The sequence below is a fragment of the Pseudomonas sp. CVAP#3 genome, assembly GCF_018986375.1.
In the GTDB taxonomy this organism is placed as follows: Bacteria; Pseudomonadota; Gammaproteobacteria; order Pseudomonadales; family Pseudomonadaceae; genus Aquipseudomonas; species Aquipseudomonas helvetica.
The window spans coordinates 122,430-140,991 of sequence record NZ_JAHMSC010000003.1 but is presented as its reverse complement, the minus strand read 5'-3'; the positions used below and the strand labels follow the sequence as shown (position 1 = coordinate 140,991).

Below are 18,562 nucleotides of genomic sequence, written 5' to 3'. Positions count from 1 at the left end.
CGACCGGGTGAGCGTCCGCCGCTTGAGAGCCCCGCCGTGAATCCAGTCCCGTTAGTCAGCCTCGTCATTCCCGCCTTCAATCCACGCTTCTTTGCTCAGGCCCTGCGCAGTGCCCTGATCCAGCATTACGCCAATCTTGAAGTCATTGTGTGCGACGACAGTCGCGGCGATGAGATCCGGCAGGTTGTCGAGTCGCTGACGGGCGATGCAGCAGAGCGCGTGCGGTATGTACGAAACCCGCAGACGCTGGGGTTTGTCGGCAATCTGCTGGCGTGCCTGGGCGAGGCAAAGGGCGAGTACATCAAGTTTCTCTGTGATGACGATCAGCTGTCGCCTGCGTGTATCGAGCGCCAGGCGCAGGTCCTGACTGAGCAGGCGGACATCAATCTGGTGCTGGCCCAGCGCGTGTTCTGGGATGCGGACGATCACCCGCTGCCATCACGTCTGGAGAACAGCACGCTGTCGCCGGTGTGCGGGATATTCAAGGGCGATGACCTGCTGGCGATTTTCGAGAGCTTCCCGGTCAACTTCCTCGGTGGCTTCAGCAGTGCGCTGTTGCGCCGCAAGGATGTGCAGGAACTGATGCCGGCCTTGACTCAACCTGGCCATTGCTTTGTCGCGTCGCTCGATCTGGCCTTGTACATCTGCCTGATGCGCCGGGGCAACATTGCTCAGCTCAACTACGTGCTGAGCGTCGAGCGCTTGCATCCGGAGCGTTTGATTCGTCAGCAGCCGATGAAAGATGCGGCGGAGCTGGAAAAACACTGGCTGGTGCAAATGCTCAAGGTTCGTGGTGGCGAGGGTGCTCCGGCGGGAGGCTGGGTTCGTTTCCTGCCACTGAGTCGTGCCGAAGAGGCGCCGCGAATCTGGGAGGAGTTGCCCCTGAGTCGGACGCTGGGGAATCGCCAGGCCAGCCAGGAATATCGGGTGGGTATCGCCAGCGAGAGTTTTTCCCAGCTGTACACGCAATGGCTGGCGTGTCGCACACTCAGTGAGACTCAGCGACATCTGTTGCCGGAAACCGTCGCCGGTTGGTCGCGGCAACCGAAAATCGTCCCGATCATCATCGATGATCAGTCCAGTCGTGCCAGTCTGGATCTCACCCTTAAAAGCCTTGCCGGACAGTTCTATGCGCCAGAACTGATCCTGGTGTTGTCCAGCGCCTGTACCGAAGCGCAGCTCGAAGAGCGGGTGTTCAACCTGCCGTTGCAGGAGGACTGGTGCGCGCAGCTCAACGCATTGCTGGCGCAGCTCGACGGGGTTGACTGGTTCTATGTGCTGCGTGCTGGCGATCGACTGGTGGAGCCGGCGCTGTTGCTGCTGGCCGAGCGCGTCAGTGCGTCACCGAGCGCATTGTGTGTGTATGGCGACGAAGGCGGATTGCGCGACGGTGAGTCGTCAGACCCGGTCTTCAAGCCGGATTTCAACCTGGACCTGATGCGCAGTTATCCCTACGTCGGGCGATCCCTGGCGTTCCAGCGTGAGCGATTCCTGGCGCTGGGTGGATTCAATTCAAGCTATGGCGAGCTGGCGCCTCACGATGTGCTGTGGCGCATGGTCGAGGACAGTGGCGTGGAGGTCGTCGAACATATTGCCGAGGTGATGCTGGAGTCGACACTCTGCCTGGCACAGTGGCTGGCGCTGCCCGACGTCATTGAACTCAATCCGCAAGTGTTGGCGGCGCATCTTCAGCGATTGGATATTGCCCATGAGATTCGCCAGGGCAGTTTTACCTTGCTCAATCGTGTCGATTACCTGCACGCCGAGCGGCCGCTGGTGTCGATCATCATTGTCTGCAAGGACCAGTTGTCAGTGCTGCAACGGTGTGTCGAAAGCCTGTTGGAGAAAACCGCCTACAGCGAGTACGAGTTGCTGCTGGTCGACAACGGTAGTGAGTCTGCGCAGACGCTTGAGTGGCTGAGTGCCATGGCCCAGTTGGGCAGTGACCGGTTGCGGGTGCTGACGTATCCGCAGCAGGGGAATGTCGCGGCGACGCGCAACTTTGCGGCGCAGCAGGCTCGCGGTGAATACCTGCTGATGCTCGACCCGTATGTGGTGGTCACCCGCGCGGACTGGCTGGGTGAGTTGCTCAATCATGCGCAGCGTCCAGAAGTCGGTGTCGTCGGGGCCAAGCTGTTCAATCCTGACGGTTGCGTGCTGCATGCCGGGCTGATTCTCGGGCTGCAAGGGCCGGCCGCTTCACCGTTTTTCGCCGACTCGCTTAACGCGGCGGGCTACATGCACCGCTTGCAGGTGGTTCAGGACCTAAGCGCTGTCGGTGCCGATTGCCTGATGGTGCGCAAGGCAATATTCGAGAGTGTCGGCGGGCTGCAGGCGCAGGATTTTGCCTTGACCCTCAACGAGGTGGACCTGTGTTTGCGGGTCCGTCAGAACGGCTATCTGGTGGTGTGGACGCCGTACGCCCAGTTGGCCATCGGGACACAGCCTGCTGTCGTCCCGGACAAAGCCGAGTTGGCGCAACGCACGCAAGAGCAGGAAACCTTCTACCGGCGCTGGTTGCCCATTGTTGCTCGCGACCCGGCGTACAACCCGAACCTGATGCTCAATACGCTAGGGGGTTCCAGTTACAGCCTGGAGCCAGGCTTGCGCACCGGCTGGAGCCCGTTTTCCGTTCGCCAGTTACCGAACATCATGGCGCTGCCGGTCAACTCCTCGGCAGTGGGTCACTATCGGGCGATCCAGCCGCTGGTCGAACTGCAGAAGGCGGGTCGGGCGACCGGGCGGATCTACTACGATCTGCCGTCGATCATCGAGATCGAGCGTGAGGCGCCGGACGTCATCATCCTGCAAGGGCGCTACAGTGAAGGGCCGGTCAACGAGATCGCCGCCTTCAAGCCCTACACCAACGCCCGACTGATTTTCGAGCTGGATGACTATGTCATCAAGGCGCCGAAGAAGAACGCACACATTCGCAATATGCCGGACCACGTCGAGATGGAACGTCTGGTCCGTCGCGGTATCGGCCTGTGCGATCGGGTGGTGGTTTCGACCCAGCCACTGGCCGATGCGTTGTCGTCGATGCATCACGACATTCGGGTCGTGCCGAACATGCTCGCCACTCATCTTTGGGATGGCCTGCGCAGCCAGCGCCGCACCTCGAAAAAGCCACGGGTAGGCTGGGGGGGCGGTACCAGTCACTCGGGCGACCTGGCGATCATCGCCGACGTCGTTCGCGAGTTGGCCAACGAGGTGGATTGGGTGTTCTTCGGTATGTGTCCCGAAGAATTGCTGCCTTACATGCATGAATTCCATGGCGTGATCGACCTCAGTGTCTACCCGGCGAAACTGGCCAGCCTGAACCTCGACCTGGCACTGGCACCGCTGGAGTTTCATATTTTCAACGACTGCAAGAGCAATTTGCGTCTGCTGGAGTACGGCGCCTGCGGCTACCCGGTGGTGTGTACCGATACCGAGGCGTATCGGGGTTATCTGCCGTGCACTCGGGTTGTCAGCAACAGCACCGAAGAATGGTTGCAGGCCATTCGCATGCACCTGGCGGACCCGGATGCCAGCTACCGCATGGGCGATGAATTGCGCGAAGCGGTGCTGCGCGACTACATGCTGCGCGGAGACAACGTGCGGTATTGGGAAAATGGCTGGTTGGCCGACTGATACTCCCTGCCTTCGGAGCTGCCGAAGGCTGCGATCTTTTGACCTTGGCGGCCTGACAGCCGGCCAATCTCCCGCAGATGTACACCAATCAAACCTGTAGGAGCCGAGCTTGCTCGCGATGGCGGCCTGACAGCCGACCAACCTCTTGCAGGTGTACATATCCATTTCTGCGGTAACGGCTGCTTACGGTTCCGCCCTTACGGCGTGTCACTTTGGCAAACGCCCCAAAGTAACCAAAGGTCTCGCCCCAAGCGTACGGCCCCTCGCCTAGGCTCGGCGTCCCCTCGCTCCGGCATTCATCAGGGGGCATCGCCTACGGTCTGCTGCGCGACGACCTCCTCTCGATGTGTTCGACTGCGTCGAACGGCGCTGCGCGCCTTCCCCCTGATGAACGCCTCCACTCGGCCTCCCGAAGGGGCGGGTGGATCAAGATCAAGGGCGGCAGGCGAGCTAACGCTCGGCCTGTTGAGTGGTGAAGGCGAGCCACTTCATTGCGGGTGGTTGATATCCGTAGCTGATGCAGGCGGCGATCTTTTCAAAGCACAATCAAAAGATCGCCGCCTGCGGCAGTTCCAGCTCCAGTTCCTGTGTCAGCGCTAGCTGGCGCGTTTCCTGCAAGTCCCCCTCAAAATCGCCATAAATCGAGCATGTGCGGTGCAGCCAGAGAGTGATGGGTGCAGCCTCATACGATTTATCCAGACGGTCGCAAAGCCTTGCAGGGCTTGGGCTGGCCCTGTGACGAACAAGAGGGGACAAGATGAAGGCAGTTATTCTGGCGGGTGGCCTGGGCACGCGGATCAGCGAAGAGTCGCACCTCAAGCCCAAGCCGATGATTGAGATCGGCGGCAAGCCAATTCTCTGGCACATCATGAAGCAGTATTCCGCACACGGAATTCACGACTTCGTGATTTGCCTGGGCTACAAGGGCTACGCGATCAAGGACTTCTTCGCCAACTACTTCCTGCACACCTCTGACGTCACGTTCGACATGTCCAACAACCGCATGGATGTTCACCAGAACTACAGCGAGCCTTGGCGTGTCACCTTGATCGACACCGGCGAAGAGACCATGACCGGTGGCCGTTTGCGTCGTGCCAGCCGCTATCTGGAAGATCAGGAAGCGTTCTGCTTTACCTATGGCGACGGTGTTTCGGACCTGAATATTGGTGCCCTGGTGGATTTTCACTTGAGCAGCGGCAAGCTGGCGACGGTTACGGCGGTACAGCCACCCGGACGTTACGGCGCGCTGGAGCGCGACGGTGATCTGGTGCGCGGCTTCACCGAGAAGCCTCGCGGTGATGGCGGCTGGATCAACGGTGGCTTCTTTGTCTTGTCGCCCAAAGTGCTGTCGCTGATCAAAGCCGACGAGACGGTTTGGGAATCCGAACCGCTGATGACCTTGGCGGCCGAGGGGCAACTGAACGCTTTCCAGCACGATGGTTTCTGGCACCCGATGGACACCCTGCGTGACAAGAATCATCTGGAGCACCTGTGGCAGAGCGGGGAGGCCCCATGGAAGCAGTGGGACTGAGTTCGCAATTCTGGCGCGGCAAGCGGGTACTGGTCACCGGTCACACCGGTTTCAAAGGCAGTTGGTTGACGCTTTGGCTGCAAAGCCTGGGGGCTGAGGTCACAGGCTTTGCCCTGGACCCGTCCACCGAACCGAGTCTGTTCGAACTGGCGCGCGTTGCTGAAGGCATCAACGATCAGCGCGGTGACTTGCGTGACCTGGCGGCCCTGCTGGAACTGATCGCCGAGGCTCAGCCAGAAATCGTCCTGCATCTGGCAGCGCAACCATTGGTGCGCGAAGGCTATCGTGACCCGCTCGGGACTTACTCGAGCAACGTCATGGGCACGCTCAATCTGCTGGAAGCGATTCGTCAGGTCGGCGGCGTGCGCGCGTGCGTGCTGGTGACCACCGACAAGGTCTACGCCAATCAGGAATGGCTGTGGCCCTATCGCGAGAACGAAGCCCTTGGCGGCCATGACCCTTACAGCAGCAGCAAGGCCTGCTGCGAGTTGTTGGCGCAGTCTTACGCAGCCTCGTTTTTCCCTGCCGAGCGGCATGCCGAGCATGGTCTGGCATTGGCCACGGCACGTGCCGGGAATGTGTTGGGTGGCGGCGATTTCGCCCCTGAACGGTTGATTCCCGATGTACTCAAGGCATGGTCGGCGAATGAGCCGGTGACCCTGCGTTATCCACAAGCCGTTCGCCCTTGGCAACACGCGCTGGAGCCTTTGGCCGGTTACCTGCAACTGGCGGCGGGTCTGTATGAGCAGGGTCCGAAATTCGCCGGTGCGTGGAACTTCGGGCCGAGTGAAAGCGATATGTGCAGCGTCGGTGAAGTGGTCGAACTGCTCTCCAGGCGTTGGCCGCACGCGCGAGGTTTGCGCGTCGAACCGAGCGAGTTGCATGAGGCCGGCCTGTTGCGCCTGGACAGCAGTCGCGCCCGTCAGTTGTTGGCATGGCAGCCGCGCTGGTCGCTGCAAGACTGTCTGACGCACACTCTGGATTGGCACCTGGCCTGGGAAAATGGCGACGACATGCGTGCCATCACGCTGCACCAGCTGAACCTGTATCGGGGGCCGCTGTGAGTGAGTTTTGCATCAGTGCGTTGTCTCTCCAGGGCTTGTTCAGTGTTCAGCACAAACGTCATGAAGATCAGCGCGGGCACTTCGCCCGGTTGTTCTGCGAGGGCAGCCTGAGCGCCTTTGGCGAGCCGTTCCATATTCGTCAGATCAACCAGTCCTGCACCCGTGAGCGCGGCAGCGTGCGCGGTTTGCATTATCAGAATGCCCAGGCCCCGGAAGCCAAACTGATCACCTGCCTGCGCGGTGAAGTCTGGGATGTTGCGGTCGACCTGCGACCGGACTCGGCGACCTTTTTGCAATGGCACGCCGAGCACCTGCGCGCCGGTGATGGTCGCAGCCTGTTGATTCCAGCAGGTTTCGCCCATGGCTTTCAGACCTTGAGCGACGATGCCGAGCTGCTCTATTTGCACAGCGCCGATTATGCGCCGGATCACGAGGGCGGCCTGTCGGTGCTCGATCCGCGTCTGGCGATTGCCTGGCCCGAGCCTGTCAAAAATCTGTCGACCCGGGATGCCGCCCATCCCTGGCTGGATGACCAATTCCCTGGAGTGCGTCTATGAATTGCCGAGGTTGCGGCACCCCGTTGGCGTTGCCATTGATCGATCTGGGTACCTCGCCACCGTCCAACGCGTACCTGCGGGCCGAGCAGTTGGAGCAGGCCGAGCAATGGGTCCCGTTGAAAGTTGCGGTTTGCCAGGAATGCTGGCTGGTGCAGACCGAGGACTACACCAGCGCTGACAGTCTGTTCGATGCCGACTATGCGTATTTCAGTTCGTTTTCCAGCACTTGGCTGGCCCATGCCGAGCGGTATGTGGCCGAGATGGTCGAGCGTTTCGGGCTGACCGCCGACAGCCGTGTCGTGGAAATCGCCGCCAACGATGGCTACTTGCTGCAGTACGTTGCACAACGCGGTATCCGTTGCCTCGGCGTCGAGCCGACCCGCAGCACGGCACGGGCCGCGCGGGAAAAAGGCCTGGACATACGCGAGCTGTTCTTCGGTCGCGACAGCGCCTCGCAGTTGCTGAGCGAAGGCTGGGGCGCGGACCTGATGGCCGCCAACAATGTGCTGGCGCATGTGCCGGATATCAATGATTTTCTCAGCGGTTTCGCGACGCTGCTCAAGCCCACGGGCGTGGCGACGTTCGAGTTTCCGCAGTTGCTGACGCTGATGGCCGGGCAACAGTTCGACACCCTTTACCACGAGCACTATTCCTATCTGTCGCTGACCGCCGTGCAGCGTTTGTGCGAGCGCAATGGCCTGGAAGTTTTCGATGTCAGCGAGTTGCCGACCCATGGCGGCTCACTGCGGGTATTCGTGCAGCGTGCCGAGGGTGTGCGCCGTGAAGTAACGCCAGCCGTGCAACAACAGTTGCAGGTCGAGCAGGCGGCCGGAGTGAAAACCGCTGCCTACTACGCGACCCTGGCCCCGGCCGCGGAACAGATCAAACACGCACTGCTGCGTTTCCTCTTGCAGGCCAAGGCCGAGGGCAAACGCGTAGTCGGTTATGGCGCCGCCGCCAAAGGCAATACCTTGCTCAACTATGCCGGCGTCAAGCCAGACCTGCTCGCCTGGGTGGCGGATGCCAGCCCGCACAAGCAAGGTAAGTTCTTGCCGGGTAGTCGCATTCCGGTGGTGTCTCCCGAGCGGATTGAAATCGAGAAGCCGGACTATGTCCTGGTGCTGCCATGGAACCTGCTGGACGAGATCACCCAGCAATACGCAGTTGTCCGCAGTTGGGGCGGACGTTTTGTCGTTGCCATTCCGGAGTTGAGCTTCAGATGAGCCGAATTCACTACACCAAGCCCAGTGTGGGCGAGCTGGAAGCCAAGTACGTGCTGGATGCTGTGCAGCATGGCTGGGGCGAGCGTTGCTACGAATACATCACACGTTTCGAGAAATCCTTCGCGCAGCACATGGGCGTGCCCTATGCCATCGCGACCTCCAGCTGTACCGGCGCCTTGCACATGGGCATGGCCGCACTGGGGATCGGCCCGGGCGATGAAGTGATCCTGGCCAACACTAACTGGATCGCCTCGGCGGCCCCCATTGATTACCTGGGCGCGACGCCGGTTTTTGTCGACGTGTTGCCGGACAGCTGGTGCCTGGACCCGGAGCTAGTCCGGCAAGCCATTACGCCACGGACCAAAGCCATCGTGGCGGTGCATTTGTACGGCAACCTGTGCGATCTGGACGCGCTGCTTGCGATCGGCCGCGAGCACGGGATTGCGGTCATCGAAGACGCCGCCGAAGCCATCGGCTCGCAATGGCGTGGTAAAGCCGCGGGTTCGTTGGGGGCCTTCGGCGCTTTCTCCTTTCATGGCACCAAGACCATGACCACCGGGGAAGGCGGGATTTTCGTGACCTCGGACAAGGCGCTGTATGAACGCGTGCTGACACTCTCCAACCACGGTCGGGTCAGTGGCAGCACGCGGCAGTTCTGGCCGGATTTCATCGGCTTCAAATACAAGATGAGCAATCTGCAGGCTGCCATCGGTTGTGCCCAGATCGAACGTGTCGATGAGCTGATCGCCCGCAAACGCGCGATCTTCGATCGGTATGCCCAGGGGCTGCTGGATATCCCGTTGCTGTCCATGAACCCGCAACCGGAGCATTCCAGGAACGGTTACTGGATGCCCACCGTGGTGTTCCATGAAAGCACCGGTATTACCCGAGAGTTGTTGATCGAAGCCTTTCAAGCAGCGGATATCGATGCCCGGGTATTTTTCTGGCCATTGTCGGCGCTGCCGATGTTTGCCGATAAGCCGGTGCACACGCCGATGGCTGTCTCGCTGTCGGAACGGGCGATCAATCTGCCGAGCTACCACGACATGACCGACGCTGATCAACAGCGGGTGATCGAGGTGATTCGCACGGTCTGCCAGCAAAGGAATGTGCTGTGAAGGTCTACCTGTTGGGCGCGGCAAACCCTGAAGCCGTGCGCATGATTGGCTCCGTCAAACGAGCCAACCCTGCCATGGAGTTTGCCTTTCTCGACAACGATGCAGCCAAGCACGGCACGCTGTTTTACGGTGTGCCGGTGATCGGTGGGGTAGAGCGTGTGGCCGACTTGAAAGGCCCGGACACGCACTTCGTGAACCTGATCACCCGCGACACCAGAACCCGTTACGAGACGACGCGGCAGATCATCGAGGCCGGCGGAACACTGGGCAACTTCCTGCACCCCGGCATCGATCTGAGCATGACGCGCATGGGCACCGGCAACTATCTCCAGGAAGGCGTGATCATTCAGGCCGAAGTGTCCCTGGGCGATAACAGCAGCATCAGTTACGGCAGCCTGATCGGGCACGAAGGCCGCATCGGGCACTCCGTGTTCATGGCGCCCGGCGTAGCCATCGCCGGCTGCGTCGAAGTGGGTGACGGCGCTTTCATCGGCACCAACGCCACCATTCTTCCGCGTTTGCGTATTGGTCGCTGGGCAACGGTCGGCGCTGGCGCCGTGGTCACCCGGGATGTTCCCGACTATGCAGTTGTCGTCGGCAATCCCGCACGAATTATCAAGACTCAGGCTGTCCCTTATCAGGACGGTCGGGTTTTCAACTAACAACACCCCGTATCGGAGCGTTTGCATGAATCCTCATGAGCAGTTTCGCGAAGAAGTAAGCCAGAACATCGAAGGCTTGCAGCAAGACAAAAAACTTCAGTCCGAGTCGCTGGACTGGGTCGGTGTCACGGCCAAACACAAATACACCTACAACTTCAGCTGGATGGGCCGGCCGATCATTCAGTTTCCCCAGGACATGGTTGCCATGCAGGAAATCATCTGGGACCTGCGCCCGGATGTGATCGTCGAAACGGGCATCGCCCACGGCGGCTCCCTGGTGTTTTACGCCTCGATGCTGGAACTGATCGGCCACGGCGAAGTGCTGGGTGTGGACATCGACATTCGTCAGCACAACCGCGAAGCCATTGAAGCCCACCCGATGGCGCGACGCATCAGCATGATCCAGGGTTCGAGCATCGATCCGGCCATCGTTGATGAAGTGCGTGCGCGGGTGGCCGGCAAGAAAGTGCTGGTGGTTCTGGACTCCAACCATACCCACGAACATGTGCTGGAAGAGTTGCGCCTGTACGCACCGCTGGTGTCGGTCGGCAGCTACTGCGTGGTGATGGACACCGTGGTCGAAGACATGCCGGAAGATGCTTTCCCGGATCGCCCGTGGGGCAAGGGCGATAACCCGAAAACTGCGGTCTGGGCCTACCTGGAAGAAAACCGCGATTTTGAAATCGATGCGCGGATTCACAGCAAGCTGCTGATCACTGTGGCGCCGGACGGCTATCTGCGTCGGGTTCGTTAAGCAACGACATCATTGTTGAGTTCATCGGGCGATACGCCGGTTGTGGGGAGAAATTATGCAAGGCAAGTGCGGTTCTGAAAGCGGATTACCATTGAACGAGTTGTTGACGGTGGTACTCATCACCCATAACCGACCGGCCTTTGCGCGCCGGGCGGTGAAGTTTTACAGCACCTTGCCTTGCAGGATTCTGGTGCTGGACTCTTCGACCCAAGCCACCGATGGCATCGACGGCGTGTACCCCTCGGTCGACTATCAGCACCTGCCGCAGTACGGTTACTGGGGCATTCGGGCCAAGCTCGACTACGGCGTGCAGCAAGTCACCACGCCGTACATGGTGTTTGCCGCCGACGATGACTTCATCGTGCATGACGCCCTCGACGCTTCGGTATCGTTCCTGGAAGAAAATCCGGATTACGGCATGTGCCATGGCTATTGCCTGATGTACCTGACCCTGGCCAACAGCGTGAGCTACTACCGCCGGGACAAGAAGGTCTGTGAAGACTACTCGTCCGAGCGCGCGCAGGACCGGGTCATCGACTTCATGCACCAGTACATCCCGCCGTTCTATGCGGTTCACCGCACCGAGCTGTTGCGTGACTGGTACGCGCTCATGCCAGAGAACACCATCTTCGAATGGCAGGAAATCGGCCATGCGTACTACATGCTGGCAATGGCCAAGGCGCGCATTCTGCCGATCCCGTATGTGGTGCGAGAGGTCAATTACCTTGAGTCGGAGCACAACACCGAGATCTACAGCACCCTGACCCTCGCCGATGCCAAGTCGGTAGCGGATCGTGAAGCGTTCGCCCAATTGCTGGCGACGTTGCCGAGTAGTCGCACCGGTCTTGACGTGGAGCAGGCCAGGCAACTGGCACTGGACAGTTTCGAGGCGCTGGCCGACAGCTTGCGCAACCGTCGGGCGTTGACTGCCGAGCCGATTTTCGAATCGCGCTGGAACAATGTGCAGAAGGGGCCAGACCGCCAATTCGGGCTTTTGCAATATGTCGAAATGCCTTTCTACAATCAAAAGTTCTTCGACCTGTTGAGCCAGTTCGAATTTCTGCTGCACGCCATGCCGGCCGGCCGCGTTCAGCTTCAGGGGCTCGAAGGTATCTGGACGATGCAGGCTGACATGATGCGGCCCCGCAACAACGACACCCCTGAAAGCGTCGTCGAGCGCTTGGGGTACGCGTACGGCAGCAACCCGTTCAACCGTCAGGTGGTCAAGCGTCTGGCGCAGCAGTTGGAGCTTCTGGGCGAAGCGGACGACGCGCGGGACATGTTTGCCTGGGCCGAGCGCCTGGACGCGGTGACGACCCAGAGCAACGACGAGGTGTTCGGTGCCATGCGCTCCGGTCGCCTGCTCAAGTGGCTGGCGGCACGCACCCCGGACGCTGACGAGGTCGCTGCGACGTCACGTTATCTGGCCGCCCATAACGGCGGTCCACAGTTTGGCATTCTGGTGCTGGACCTCGACAACGACGCGGCCAAGCTGCAGATCACCCTCGACAGTTTGCTGGAAGGCCACAACCATGCCTTCAAGATCGTGGTGTTCACCACCGGCGAGCCGCTGGCGGCAACGACGGTGCACAACACGCTGCATTTCGTTCGCGTAACCCCGGCCAACCATGTCGACAAGCTCAATCAGATCGCGCGTCAATCGCCGTGCGACTGGTTGCTGCTGACCGAGGCGGGGGACGAGTTCACTGCTGGTGGCTTGTTGCGCGCAGGTCTGGAACTGCACGCCGCGCCTGACTGTCGAGCAGTGGCAGCGGACGAGATTCAGCGTGACACCAATGGCGCGCTGATCGATGTGTTCCGCCCAGGTTTCAACCTCGATTTGCTGCAAAGCCTGCCAGCGCTGATGGCGCGGCATTGGCTGATCCGCAAGGATGTGTTGTTGGAAGCAGGCGGTTACCAAGCCGACTTCAGCAAGGCACTGGAGTTCGACCTGCTGCTGCGCATCATCGAGCAGGGCGGCCTGGCCTGGCTGGCTCATCTGGACGAACCGTTGCTGATCGCCCGGGCGCCGGTGCTGGAAGACAACGCCCACGAGCGCCAGGCGTTGATCCGTCACCTTGCGACCCGTGGCTACAAGGCGCAAATCAGCTCCGCCGAGCCTGGTACTTATCAAATCGATTACCGTCATACCGAGCGTCCGCTGGTGTCGATCATCGTGGCCAGCCAGGACAACCTGGCGCAGCTGCAACGGTGCCTGACCGGCATTGTGCAACGAACCCGCTACACCCGTTACGAAGTGCTGATCGCCGATAACGCGAGCCAGTCACCGGACATCCTTCGATGGCTGGACAGCCTCGGGCAGCCGGGCGACAAGATTCAAGTCCTGCGGGCGCACGAGCGTCTCAGCCTGTCGGCGTTGTACAACGAGGCCAGTCAGCAGGTCCAGGGTGAATACCTGGTGCTACTGGCGGCGGACAGTGAAGTGGTCAACCCGAACTGGCTCGAATCCCTGCTCAACCAGGCCCAGCGCCCGGAAGTCGGGGTGGTTGGCACCAAGCTGCTGGATCACGACGGCAAGGTGACTCAGGCCGGGCTGATTCTGGGCATGAACGACGGCGTCGGTTCGGCTTTCGTTGGCGAGTCCAAGGATGCCAAAGGCTATATGAACCGTCTGGTGCTGGAGCAGAACTATTCGGCCGTTTCGGCTGTATGCCTGATGATCCGCAAAGCGCTGTTCGACGAGGTTGGCGGGCTGGACGAACACGCGTTTGCCAATGCCTACGGCGATGTCGACCTGTGCCTCAAGGTTGGTCAGGCCGGCTATCTGGTGGTATGGACACCGCAAGTGCAGGTTATCCATCCTGGCACCTTGCCCGATGCACCGCAGGCGCTTGCGGCCTTGCGTGAAAAATGGGCCGGGCCGTTCCAGCACGATCTGGCGTACAACAAGAACCTCGCCCTGACCGGCGAGGGTTTCACTCTTGGCAATCCGACCAGCGTGGATTGGGCGCGGTTGCTGGTTTAAGTCTGGCGCACAGGTAAAAGGATCGCGGCATGTTCAACGGTAAATCGATTTTCATCTCCGGCGGCACCGGTTCGTTCGGGCGCATGTTCATCCGGCGTTTGCTCGAGCAGTACCAGCCCAAGCGGGTGGTGGTGTTCTCGCGTGACGAACTCAAGCAGTACGAGATGCAGCAAACCTTCAATGCACCGTGCATGCGTTACTTTTTGGGCGATGTGCGTGATGCCGAGCGTTTGCGTCAGGCGATGCGCGGGATCGATTACGTGGTGCATGCCGCTGCCCTGAAACAGGTGCCTGCGGCGGAGTACAACCCGACTGAATGCATTCGCACCAACGTCAATGGCGCGGAAAATATCATCGCCGCCGCCATTGATAACGGGGTGAAGAAAGTCGTTGCGCTGTCCACCGACAAGGCGGCCAGCCCGATCAACCTGTACGGTGCGACCAAGCTGCTCTCGGACAAACTGTTCGTGGCGGCGAACAACATCGCCGGCGATCAGCAAACCCGGTTTGCGGTGGTGCGCTACGGCAATGTGGCCGGGTCACGCGGCTCGGTGGTGCCGTTCTTCAGCAAACTGATTGCCGAGGACGCGAAAGAGCTGCCAATTACCGACGAGCGCATGACCCGCTTCTGGATCACTCTCGATCACGGTGTGCAGTTCGTGCTCGACAGCTTCGCGCGGATGCATGGCGGGGAGGTTTTCGTGCCGAAGATTCCGTCAATCCGCATCGTCGACCTGGCACGCGGCATGGCTGAGCATTTGCCGCACAAAGTCGTCGGGATCCGTCCGGGTGAAAAGCTCCATGAATTGATGGTGCCGCTGGATGACGCACGGATGACCCTGGAATTCGAGGACCACTACACCATCGAACCGTCGATTCGTTTTACTCACGTCGACATTGATTTTTCGCTGGACGGCGTGGGTGAGCAGGGGCGGCGCGTGAGCGAAGACTTCGAGTACCGCTCCGACACCAATGGGCATTTCCTCACGGTCGGGCAGATCACCGAGTTGCACGCCGGGTTGTCGGCATGATTCCTTACGGTCGGCAAAGCCTGGATCAGGCGGACATCGACGCAGTGGTCGCGGTGTTGCAGTCCGACTGGCTGACTCAAGGGCCGACCATCGAGCGTTTCGAGCAGGCGATGGCCGAGCGCTGCCAGGCGGATTATGCGGTGGCGGTGTGCAACGCCACGGCGGCTTTGCACATTGCTTGTCTGGCGGTGGGGCTGGGGCCAGGTGACCGCTTGTGGACCACGCCAAATACCTTTTTGGCTTCGGCCAATTGCGGTCGTTATTGCGGCGCCGAGGTGGACTTTGTCGACATCGACCCACTGACCTGGAACCTCGATGCCTACGCCCTGAAAGCGAAGCTGGAAACGGCAGAGGACAACGGCACGCTGCCTAAAGTGCTGGTAGCGGTGGCGTTCTCCGGGCAGAGCTGCGACCTGCGCATGATCGCCGGACTGGCCGAGCGCTATGGTTTCACAGTGATTGAGGATGCGTCCCACGCGGTGGGTGCGTCTTATGCCGGGCGCCCGGTGGGGTGTGGTGAGTTCGCGGCTATGACCGTGTTCAGCTTCCATCCGGTGAAAATCATTACCAGTGCCGAAGGTGGCATGGTCCTGACCAATCGCCGGGACCTGGCCGAGCGCCTGCAACGCCTGCGCAGCCACGGCATGACTCGCGATCCCGAGCAAATGACCGAAGCCAGTCACGGTCCCTGGTACTACCAGCAGGTGGAACTGGGCTTCAACTACCGCATCACCGACCTGCAAGCGGCCCTCGGGCTGTCGCAGTTGAACAAGCTGGATGACTTCATCGAGCGCCGGCGTGAGTTGGCGGCGCGTTATGACCGTTTGCTGGCGTACCTGCCATTGACCTTGCCCAGCGCTCAGCCCGAGGCCGAGTCGGCATGGCATCTGTATGTGGTGCGTCTGCAACTCGATCGTATCAACCTCAGTCATCGACAGGTGTTTGAAGGTCTGCGAGCGGCCGGGGTAGGGGTGAATCTGCACTATATTCCGGTGCATTTGCAGCCGTACTATCGGGACCTGGGTTTCGCCGAAGGTGATTTCCCGCAGGCCGAGCGTTACTACGCCGAGGCCATCAGCCTGCCGCTGTTTCCGTTACTCAGCGATGAACAGCAGGACTACGTGGTCGAGCAATTGCGCCGGCTGACCGAATAATTGCTGCCATGGCGGCGAATGGGAATGTGTGATGCGCGAACTCAGTGAGCAGGAAAAATTCTGGCAAGGCGATTTCGGCAACCAGTACGTCGACCGCAACGTCGGCCAGCCGTTGGTGGCGGCCAACCTGGCCTTGTTTGCCAAGGCTCTGACCCGGGCCGGGCGTATCGAAAGCCTGGTGGAGCTGGGCACCAATGCCGGCAATAACCTGCAGGCGCTCCGTCAGTTGTTGCCGCAGAGCGAGCTGTTTGGCGTGGAGATCAATGCCAGCGCGTGCGCCCAGGCGCAGGCGCTGGGGATTGCGCAGATCTGGCACGGTTCGTTGTTCGATTTTCCCCTCGAACGCACCTTCGACCTGACCCTGAGTAAAGGTGTGCTGATTCACCTGGCACCGCAGCTGCTGCCAGCGGCCTATGCGCAGCTCTATGAACTGAGCCGGCGCTACATCCTGATCGCCGAGTACTACAACCCGGCGCCGGTCGAGGTGTCGTATCGCGGTAACAGCGGCAAGCTGTTCAAACGCGATTTTGCCGGTGAAATGCTTGATCGCTATGATGACTTGCAACTGGTGGATTACGGGTTTGGTTACCACCGCGACCCGCAATTCCCGGTGGACGATATCACCTGGTTTCTTCTGGAAAAACGCCGTTGAGCAACGTCGCCATCATCCCGGCCCGCGGTGGCAGCAAACGCATACCGCGCAAGAACCTCAAGCTGTTCGACGGCGTGCCGATGATTGTCCGTTCGATCAAAACCGCTCTCGATTCGGGGTTGTTCGCCCAGGTGGTGGTCAGCACTGACGATGATGAAATCGCAGACCTGGCCCGCGCCAGTGGTGCGCAGGTACCGTTTATGCGCCCGGCGGCGCTGGCTGACGACTTCACCGGCACGGCGGCGGTGATTGTCCATGCACTGGAAGAACTGCATCGACAGGGCAATGACTTTGATTACGCCTGTTGCATTTACGCCACCGCGCCACTGCTGCAAACGCGGTTTCTGCAACAGGGTTTGCAGCGACTGGAACTGCACCCGGACAAGTCGTTCGCGTTCTCGGTGTGCGACTTCGGTTTTCCCGTGCAGCGTGCCCTGACCCTTGACGATCAGGGCGCCTTGAGCGCGTTGTACCCGGAATTTCGTAACACGCGGTCCCAGGATTTGCCGCCGGCCTATCAGGACGCCGGGCAATTCTATTGGGGCCGCAGCAGTGCCTGGTTGCGCGGCGATGTGTTGTATTCGACCCGGAGTTTGCCGGTGATCCTGCCGCGCTATCTGGTGCAGGACATCGACACCCTCGAAGACTGGAAGCGGGCCGAGTACCTGTACGCGGCACTGAAGGCTGGCGGTGAATTGCTGTGAGAGTGCTGATCCGTGCCGACGCCTCGCCGACCATTGGCAGCGGCCACATCGCCCGCTGCCTGACCTTGGCCAGAGCCTTGCGCCGGATGGGCGCGCACGTGGCGTTCGCCTGTCGACGGTTGCCTGGGCATCGGCTCGACAGTCTTGCCGCTGAAGGCTTTGAAACCTTCGCGCTGCCGGAACGCTATCCCGATGAAGACCCGCAGCAAGCCATCGAGAGCCTGCTGCCGTGGCAGGCGGACATCGCCGCGCTGGGACAGGTGCTGGAGCAGCAGGCGGCGTTCGACTGGATCATTGCCGACCATTACGGCCTCGATCACCACTGGCAGACCGCCGCCCGCCGCTGGGCGCCACTGATCGGCGCAGTGGATGATCTGGCGACGCGCACCTATAGCGTCGATCTGTTGCTCAACCAGAATCTTTCCGGCACGCCAGAGGCCTATGCTTCGCTGCTTGCCCCCGGATGCCAGACGTTGCTTGGCCCGCGCTTCGCCATGTTGCGCGATGAATTCTGCTGTCCGGCGATTGAAATCAAACCCCGGGCCAAACGCGTATTGGTGAACTTCGGGGGCTTCGATGCGGCGAGGCAGACTCACCATGCGATGCTCGCGTTGAGCGATTTCCCTGAGCTGCAAGTCGACTTCGTCGCCGGTGCCGACAACCCTGCGTGGGAGCAGATGCAGGCGCTGGCGGCCAGTCGCCCGAACTGGCGTTTGCAGCGTTTTGTCAGCGACTTTTACCGGCTGATGACCGAAGCCGACCTGTTTATCGGTGCCGGTGGCGGCACCAGTTGGGAGCGGGCGGCCATGGGGCTGCCGACGATTTGCATTGCGGTGTCGAATAATCAGCAGGCCAATGGCGAGGTTATGGCGATTTCGGGCGCCCATGTGTTCCTGGGCGCGCGGGAGCAGGTCAGCGTCGAGCAACTGCGCCAGGCCATCGGTTTTGTCGCAGGCAATCGGGACTTGCGCCAGAGTCTGGCCGAACGCTCCCGGCAATTGGTCGATGGCCGTGGCGCGCAGCGGGTCGCGGCAGCGCTGCTCGGTGCGGTGCTGCCGGTGCGCAAGGCAACGCAGAATGATGCACGCCTGTTGTTTGATGGACGTAATGCCGAGGCGGTACGGCGCTGGTCGCTGGACAACCGCAGCATCGACTGGCAAGCGCACCAGGCCTGGCTGGCCGCGAGTTTGAGCAATGAGCAGCGCTTGCTGTTGATTGCCGAGGCCGGTGATGGCCCGGTTGGCGTGTTGCGCTATGACCTTGATGGGGTGAGCGCCGAAGTCTCGATTTATTTGTTCGAAGGCCGCTTCGGTCTGGGCTGGGGCAGGGCGCTGCTGGCCCGCGGCGAAGCCTTTGTGACGGCCCATTGGCCGCAAGTGCATACCATCACCGCGCAGGTGTTGCCTGCCAACCGGCCGTCGCTGAGCCTGTTTCGCGAAGCCGGATTTACCCAGAGCGCTTGCGTGTTCACGCGCGTATTGAAGGAGCACTGA

The 18,562-nt window shown here is 60.8% G+C and carries 14 protein-coding genes; all 14 read left to right on the top strand.

Features of this window, described 5'->3' with window-relative positions; genetic code table 11:
• Positions 1 to 36: 36 nt before the first annotated feature.
• The 14 genes from KRR23_RS06815 to pseG all read left to right on the top strand — a co-directional run bounded on the left by KRR23_RS06815 (position 37) and on the right by pseG (position 18,562).
• Positions 37 to 3,633: a glycosyltransferase gene (locus KRR23_RS06815; protein WP_216741881.1), complete on the top strand. Its 3,597-nt coding sequence runs from the start codon at positions 37 to 39 to the stop codon at positions 3,631 to 3,633.
• A 757-nt stretch (positions 3,634 to 4,390) separates the two neighbouring features.
• Positions 4,391 to 5,164: a glucose-1-phosphate cytidylyltransferase gene (rfbF, locus tag KRR23_RS06810; RefSeq protein ID WP_103315589.1), complete on the top strand. Its 774-nt coding sequence runs from the start codon at positions 4,391 to 4,393 to the stop codon at positions 5,162 to 5,164.
• Positions 5,146 to 6,228: a CDP-glucose 4,6-dehydratase gene (gene rfbG, locus KRR23_RS06805; RefSeq protein WP_216741880.1), complete on the top strand. Its 1,083-nt coding sequence runs from the start codon at positions 5,146 to 5,148 to the stop codon at positions 6,226 to 6,228. Before rfbF ends, rfbG begins: the two co-directional genes overlap by 19 nt.
• Positions 6,225 to 6,785, top strand: a complete 561-nt coding sequence (locus tag KRR23_RS06800) for a dTDP-4-dehydrorhamnose 3,5-epimerase (protein ID WP_216741879.1) — start codon at positions 6,225 to 6,227, stop codon at positions 6,783 to 6,785. The genes rfbG and KRR23_RS06800 overlap by 4 nt, the downstream gene beginning before the upstream one ends.
• Positions 6,782 to 8,008, top strand: coding sequence for a class I SAM-dependent methyltransferase (locus KRR23_RS06795; RefSeq protein ID WP_216741878.1), 1,227 nt, complete (start codon positions 6,782 to 6,784; stop codon positions 8,006 to 8,008). The genes KRR23_RS06800 and KRR23_RS06795 overlap by 4 nt, the downstream gene beginning before the upstream one ends.
• On the top strand, positions 8,005 to 9,126 hold the full coding sequence (locus tag KRR23_RS06790; RefSeq protein ID WP_216741877.1) for a DegT/DnrJ/EryC1/StrS aminotransferase family protein: 1,122 nt from the start codon (positions 8,005 to 8,007) through the stop codon (positions 9,124 to 9,126). The genes KRR23_RS06795 and KRR23_RS06790 overlap by 4 nt, the downstream gene beginning before the upstream one ends.
• Complete coding sequence (locus KRR23_RS06785; RefSeq protein WP_216741876.1) at positions 9,123 to 9,788, top strand: acetyltransferase; 666 nt, start codon at positions 9,123 to 9,125, stop codon at positions 9,786 to 9,788. The genes KRR23_RS06790 and KRR23_RS06785 overlap by 4 nt, the downstream gene beginning before the upstream one ends.
• 25 nt (positions 9,789 to 9,813) lie before the next feature.
• Positions 9,814 to 10,542: a cephalosporin hydroxylase family protein gene (locus KRR23_RS06780; RefSeq protein WP_216741875.1), complete on the top strand. Its 729-nt coding sequence runs from the start codon at positions 9,814 to 9,816 to the stop codon at positions 10,540 to 10,542.
• 55 nt (positions 10,543 to 10,597) lie between these two features.
• Positions 10,598 to 13,528 (top strand): TIGR00180 family glycosyltransferase, encoded by a 2,931-nt coding sequence (locus tag KRR23_RS06775; RefSeq protein ID WP_216741874.1) that lies wholly within the window; start codon positions 10,598 to 10,600, stop codon positions 13,526 to 13,528.
• Positions 13,529 to 13,557: 29 nt separating this feature from the next.
• Positions 13,558 to 14,559 (top strand): UDP-N-acetylglucosamine 4,6-dehydratase (inverting), encoded by a 1,002-nt coding sequence (gene pseB, locus KRR23_RS06770; RefSeq protein ID WP_216741873.1) that lies wholly within the window; start codon positions 13,558 to 13,560, stop codon positions 14,557 to 14,559.
• A complete protein-coding gene (pseC, locus tag KRR23_RS06765) occupies positions 14,556 to 15,713 on the top strand; it encodes a UDP-4-amino-4,6-dideoxy-N-acetyl-beta-L-altrosamine transaminase (RefSeq protein ID WP_216741872.1) in 1,158 nt (385 codons plus the stop codon). The genes pseB and pseC overlap by 4 nt, the downstream gene beginning before the upstream one ends.
• A gap of 31 nt (positions 15,714 to 15,744) precedes the next feature.
• Positions 15,745 to 16,365 carry a pseudaminic acid biosynthesis-associated methylase gene (locus tag KRR23_RS06760; RefSeq protein WP_216741871.1) on the top strand — a complete coding sequence of 207 codons (621 nt, stop codon included), beginning with the start codon at positions 15,745 to 15,747 and terminating at the stop codon, positions 16,363 to 16,365.
• Positions 16,362 to 17,069, top strand: coding sequence for a pseudaminic acid cytidylyltransferase (gene pseF, locus KRR23_RS06755; RefSeq protein WP_216741870.1), 708 nt, complete (start codon positions 16,362 to 16,364; stop codon positions 17,067 to 17,069). Before KRR23_RS06760 ends, pseF begins: the two co-directional genes overlap by 4 nt.
• The gene (pseG, locus tag KRR23_RS06750) at positions 17,066 to 18,562 is read left to right on the top strand and encodes a UDP-2,4-diacetamido-2,4,6-trideoxy-beta-L-altropyranose hydrolase (RefSeq protein ID WP_216741869.1); all 1,497 of its coding nucleotides are present in this window, start codon (positions 17,066 to 17,068) and stop codon (positions 18,560 to 18,562) included. The genes pseF and pseG overlap by 4 nt, the downstream gene beginning before the upstream one ends.

Excerpts from the sequence above, each read along its gene's own strand:
- pseC (WP_216741872.1), top strand. The coding sequence starts at position 14,556 with ATGATTCCTTACGGTCGGCAAAGCCTGGATCAGGCGGACATCGACGCA.
- rfbG (WP_216741880.1), top strand. The coding sequence starts at position 5,146 with ATGGAAGCAGTGGGACTGAGTTCGCAATTCTGGCGCGGCAAGCGGGTA.
- KRR23_RS06790 (WP_216741877.1), top strand. The coding sequence starts at position 8,005 with ATGAGCCGAATTCACTACACCAAGCCCAGTGTGGGCGAGCTGGAAGCC.
- KRR23_RS06775 (WP_216741874.1), top strand. The coding sequence starts at position 10,598 with ATGCAAGGCAAGTGCGGTTCTGAAAGCGGATTACCATTGAACGAGTTG.
- rfbF (WP_103315589.1), top strand. The coding sequence starts at position 4,391 with ATGAAGGCAGTTATTCTGGCGGGTGGCCTGGGCACGCGGATCAGCGAA.
- KRR23_RS06760 (WP_216741871.1), top strand. The coding sequence starts at position 15,745 with ATGCGCGAACTCAGTGAGCAGGAAAAATTCTGGCAAGGCGATTTCGGC.
- pseB (WP_216741873.1), top strand. The coding sequence starts at position 13,558 with ATGTTCAACGGTAAATCGATTTTCATCTCCGGCGGCACCGGTTCGTTC.
- KRR23_RS06780 (WP_216741875.1), top strand. The coding sequence starts at position 9,814 with ATGAATCCTCATGAGCAGTTTCGCGAAGAAGTAAGCCAGAACATCGAA.
- KRR23_RS06795 (WP_216741878.1), top strand. The coding sequence starts at position 6,782 with ATGAATTGCCGAGGTTGCGGCACCCCGTTGGCGTTGCCATTGATCGAT.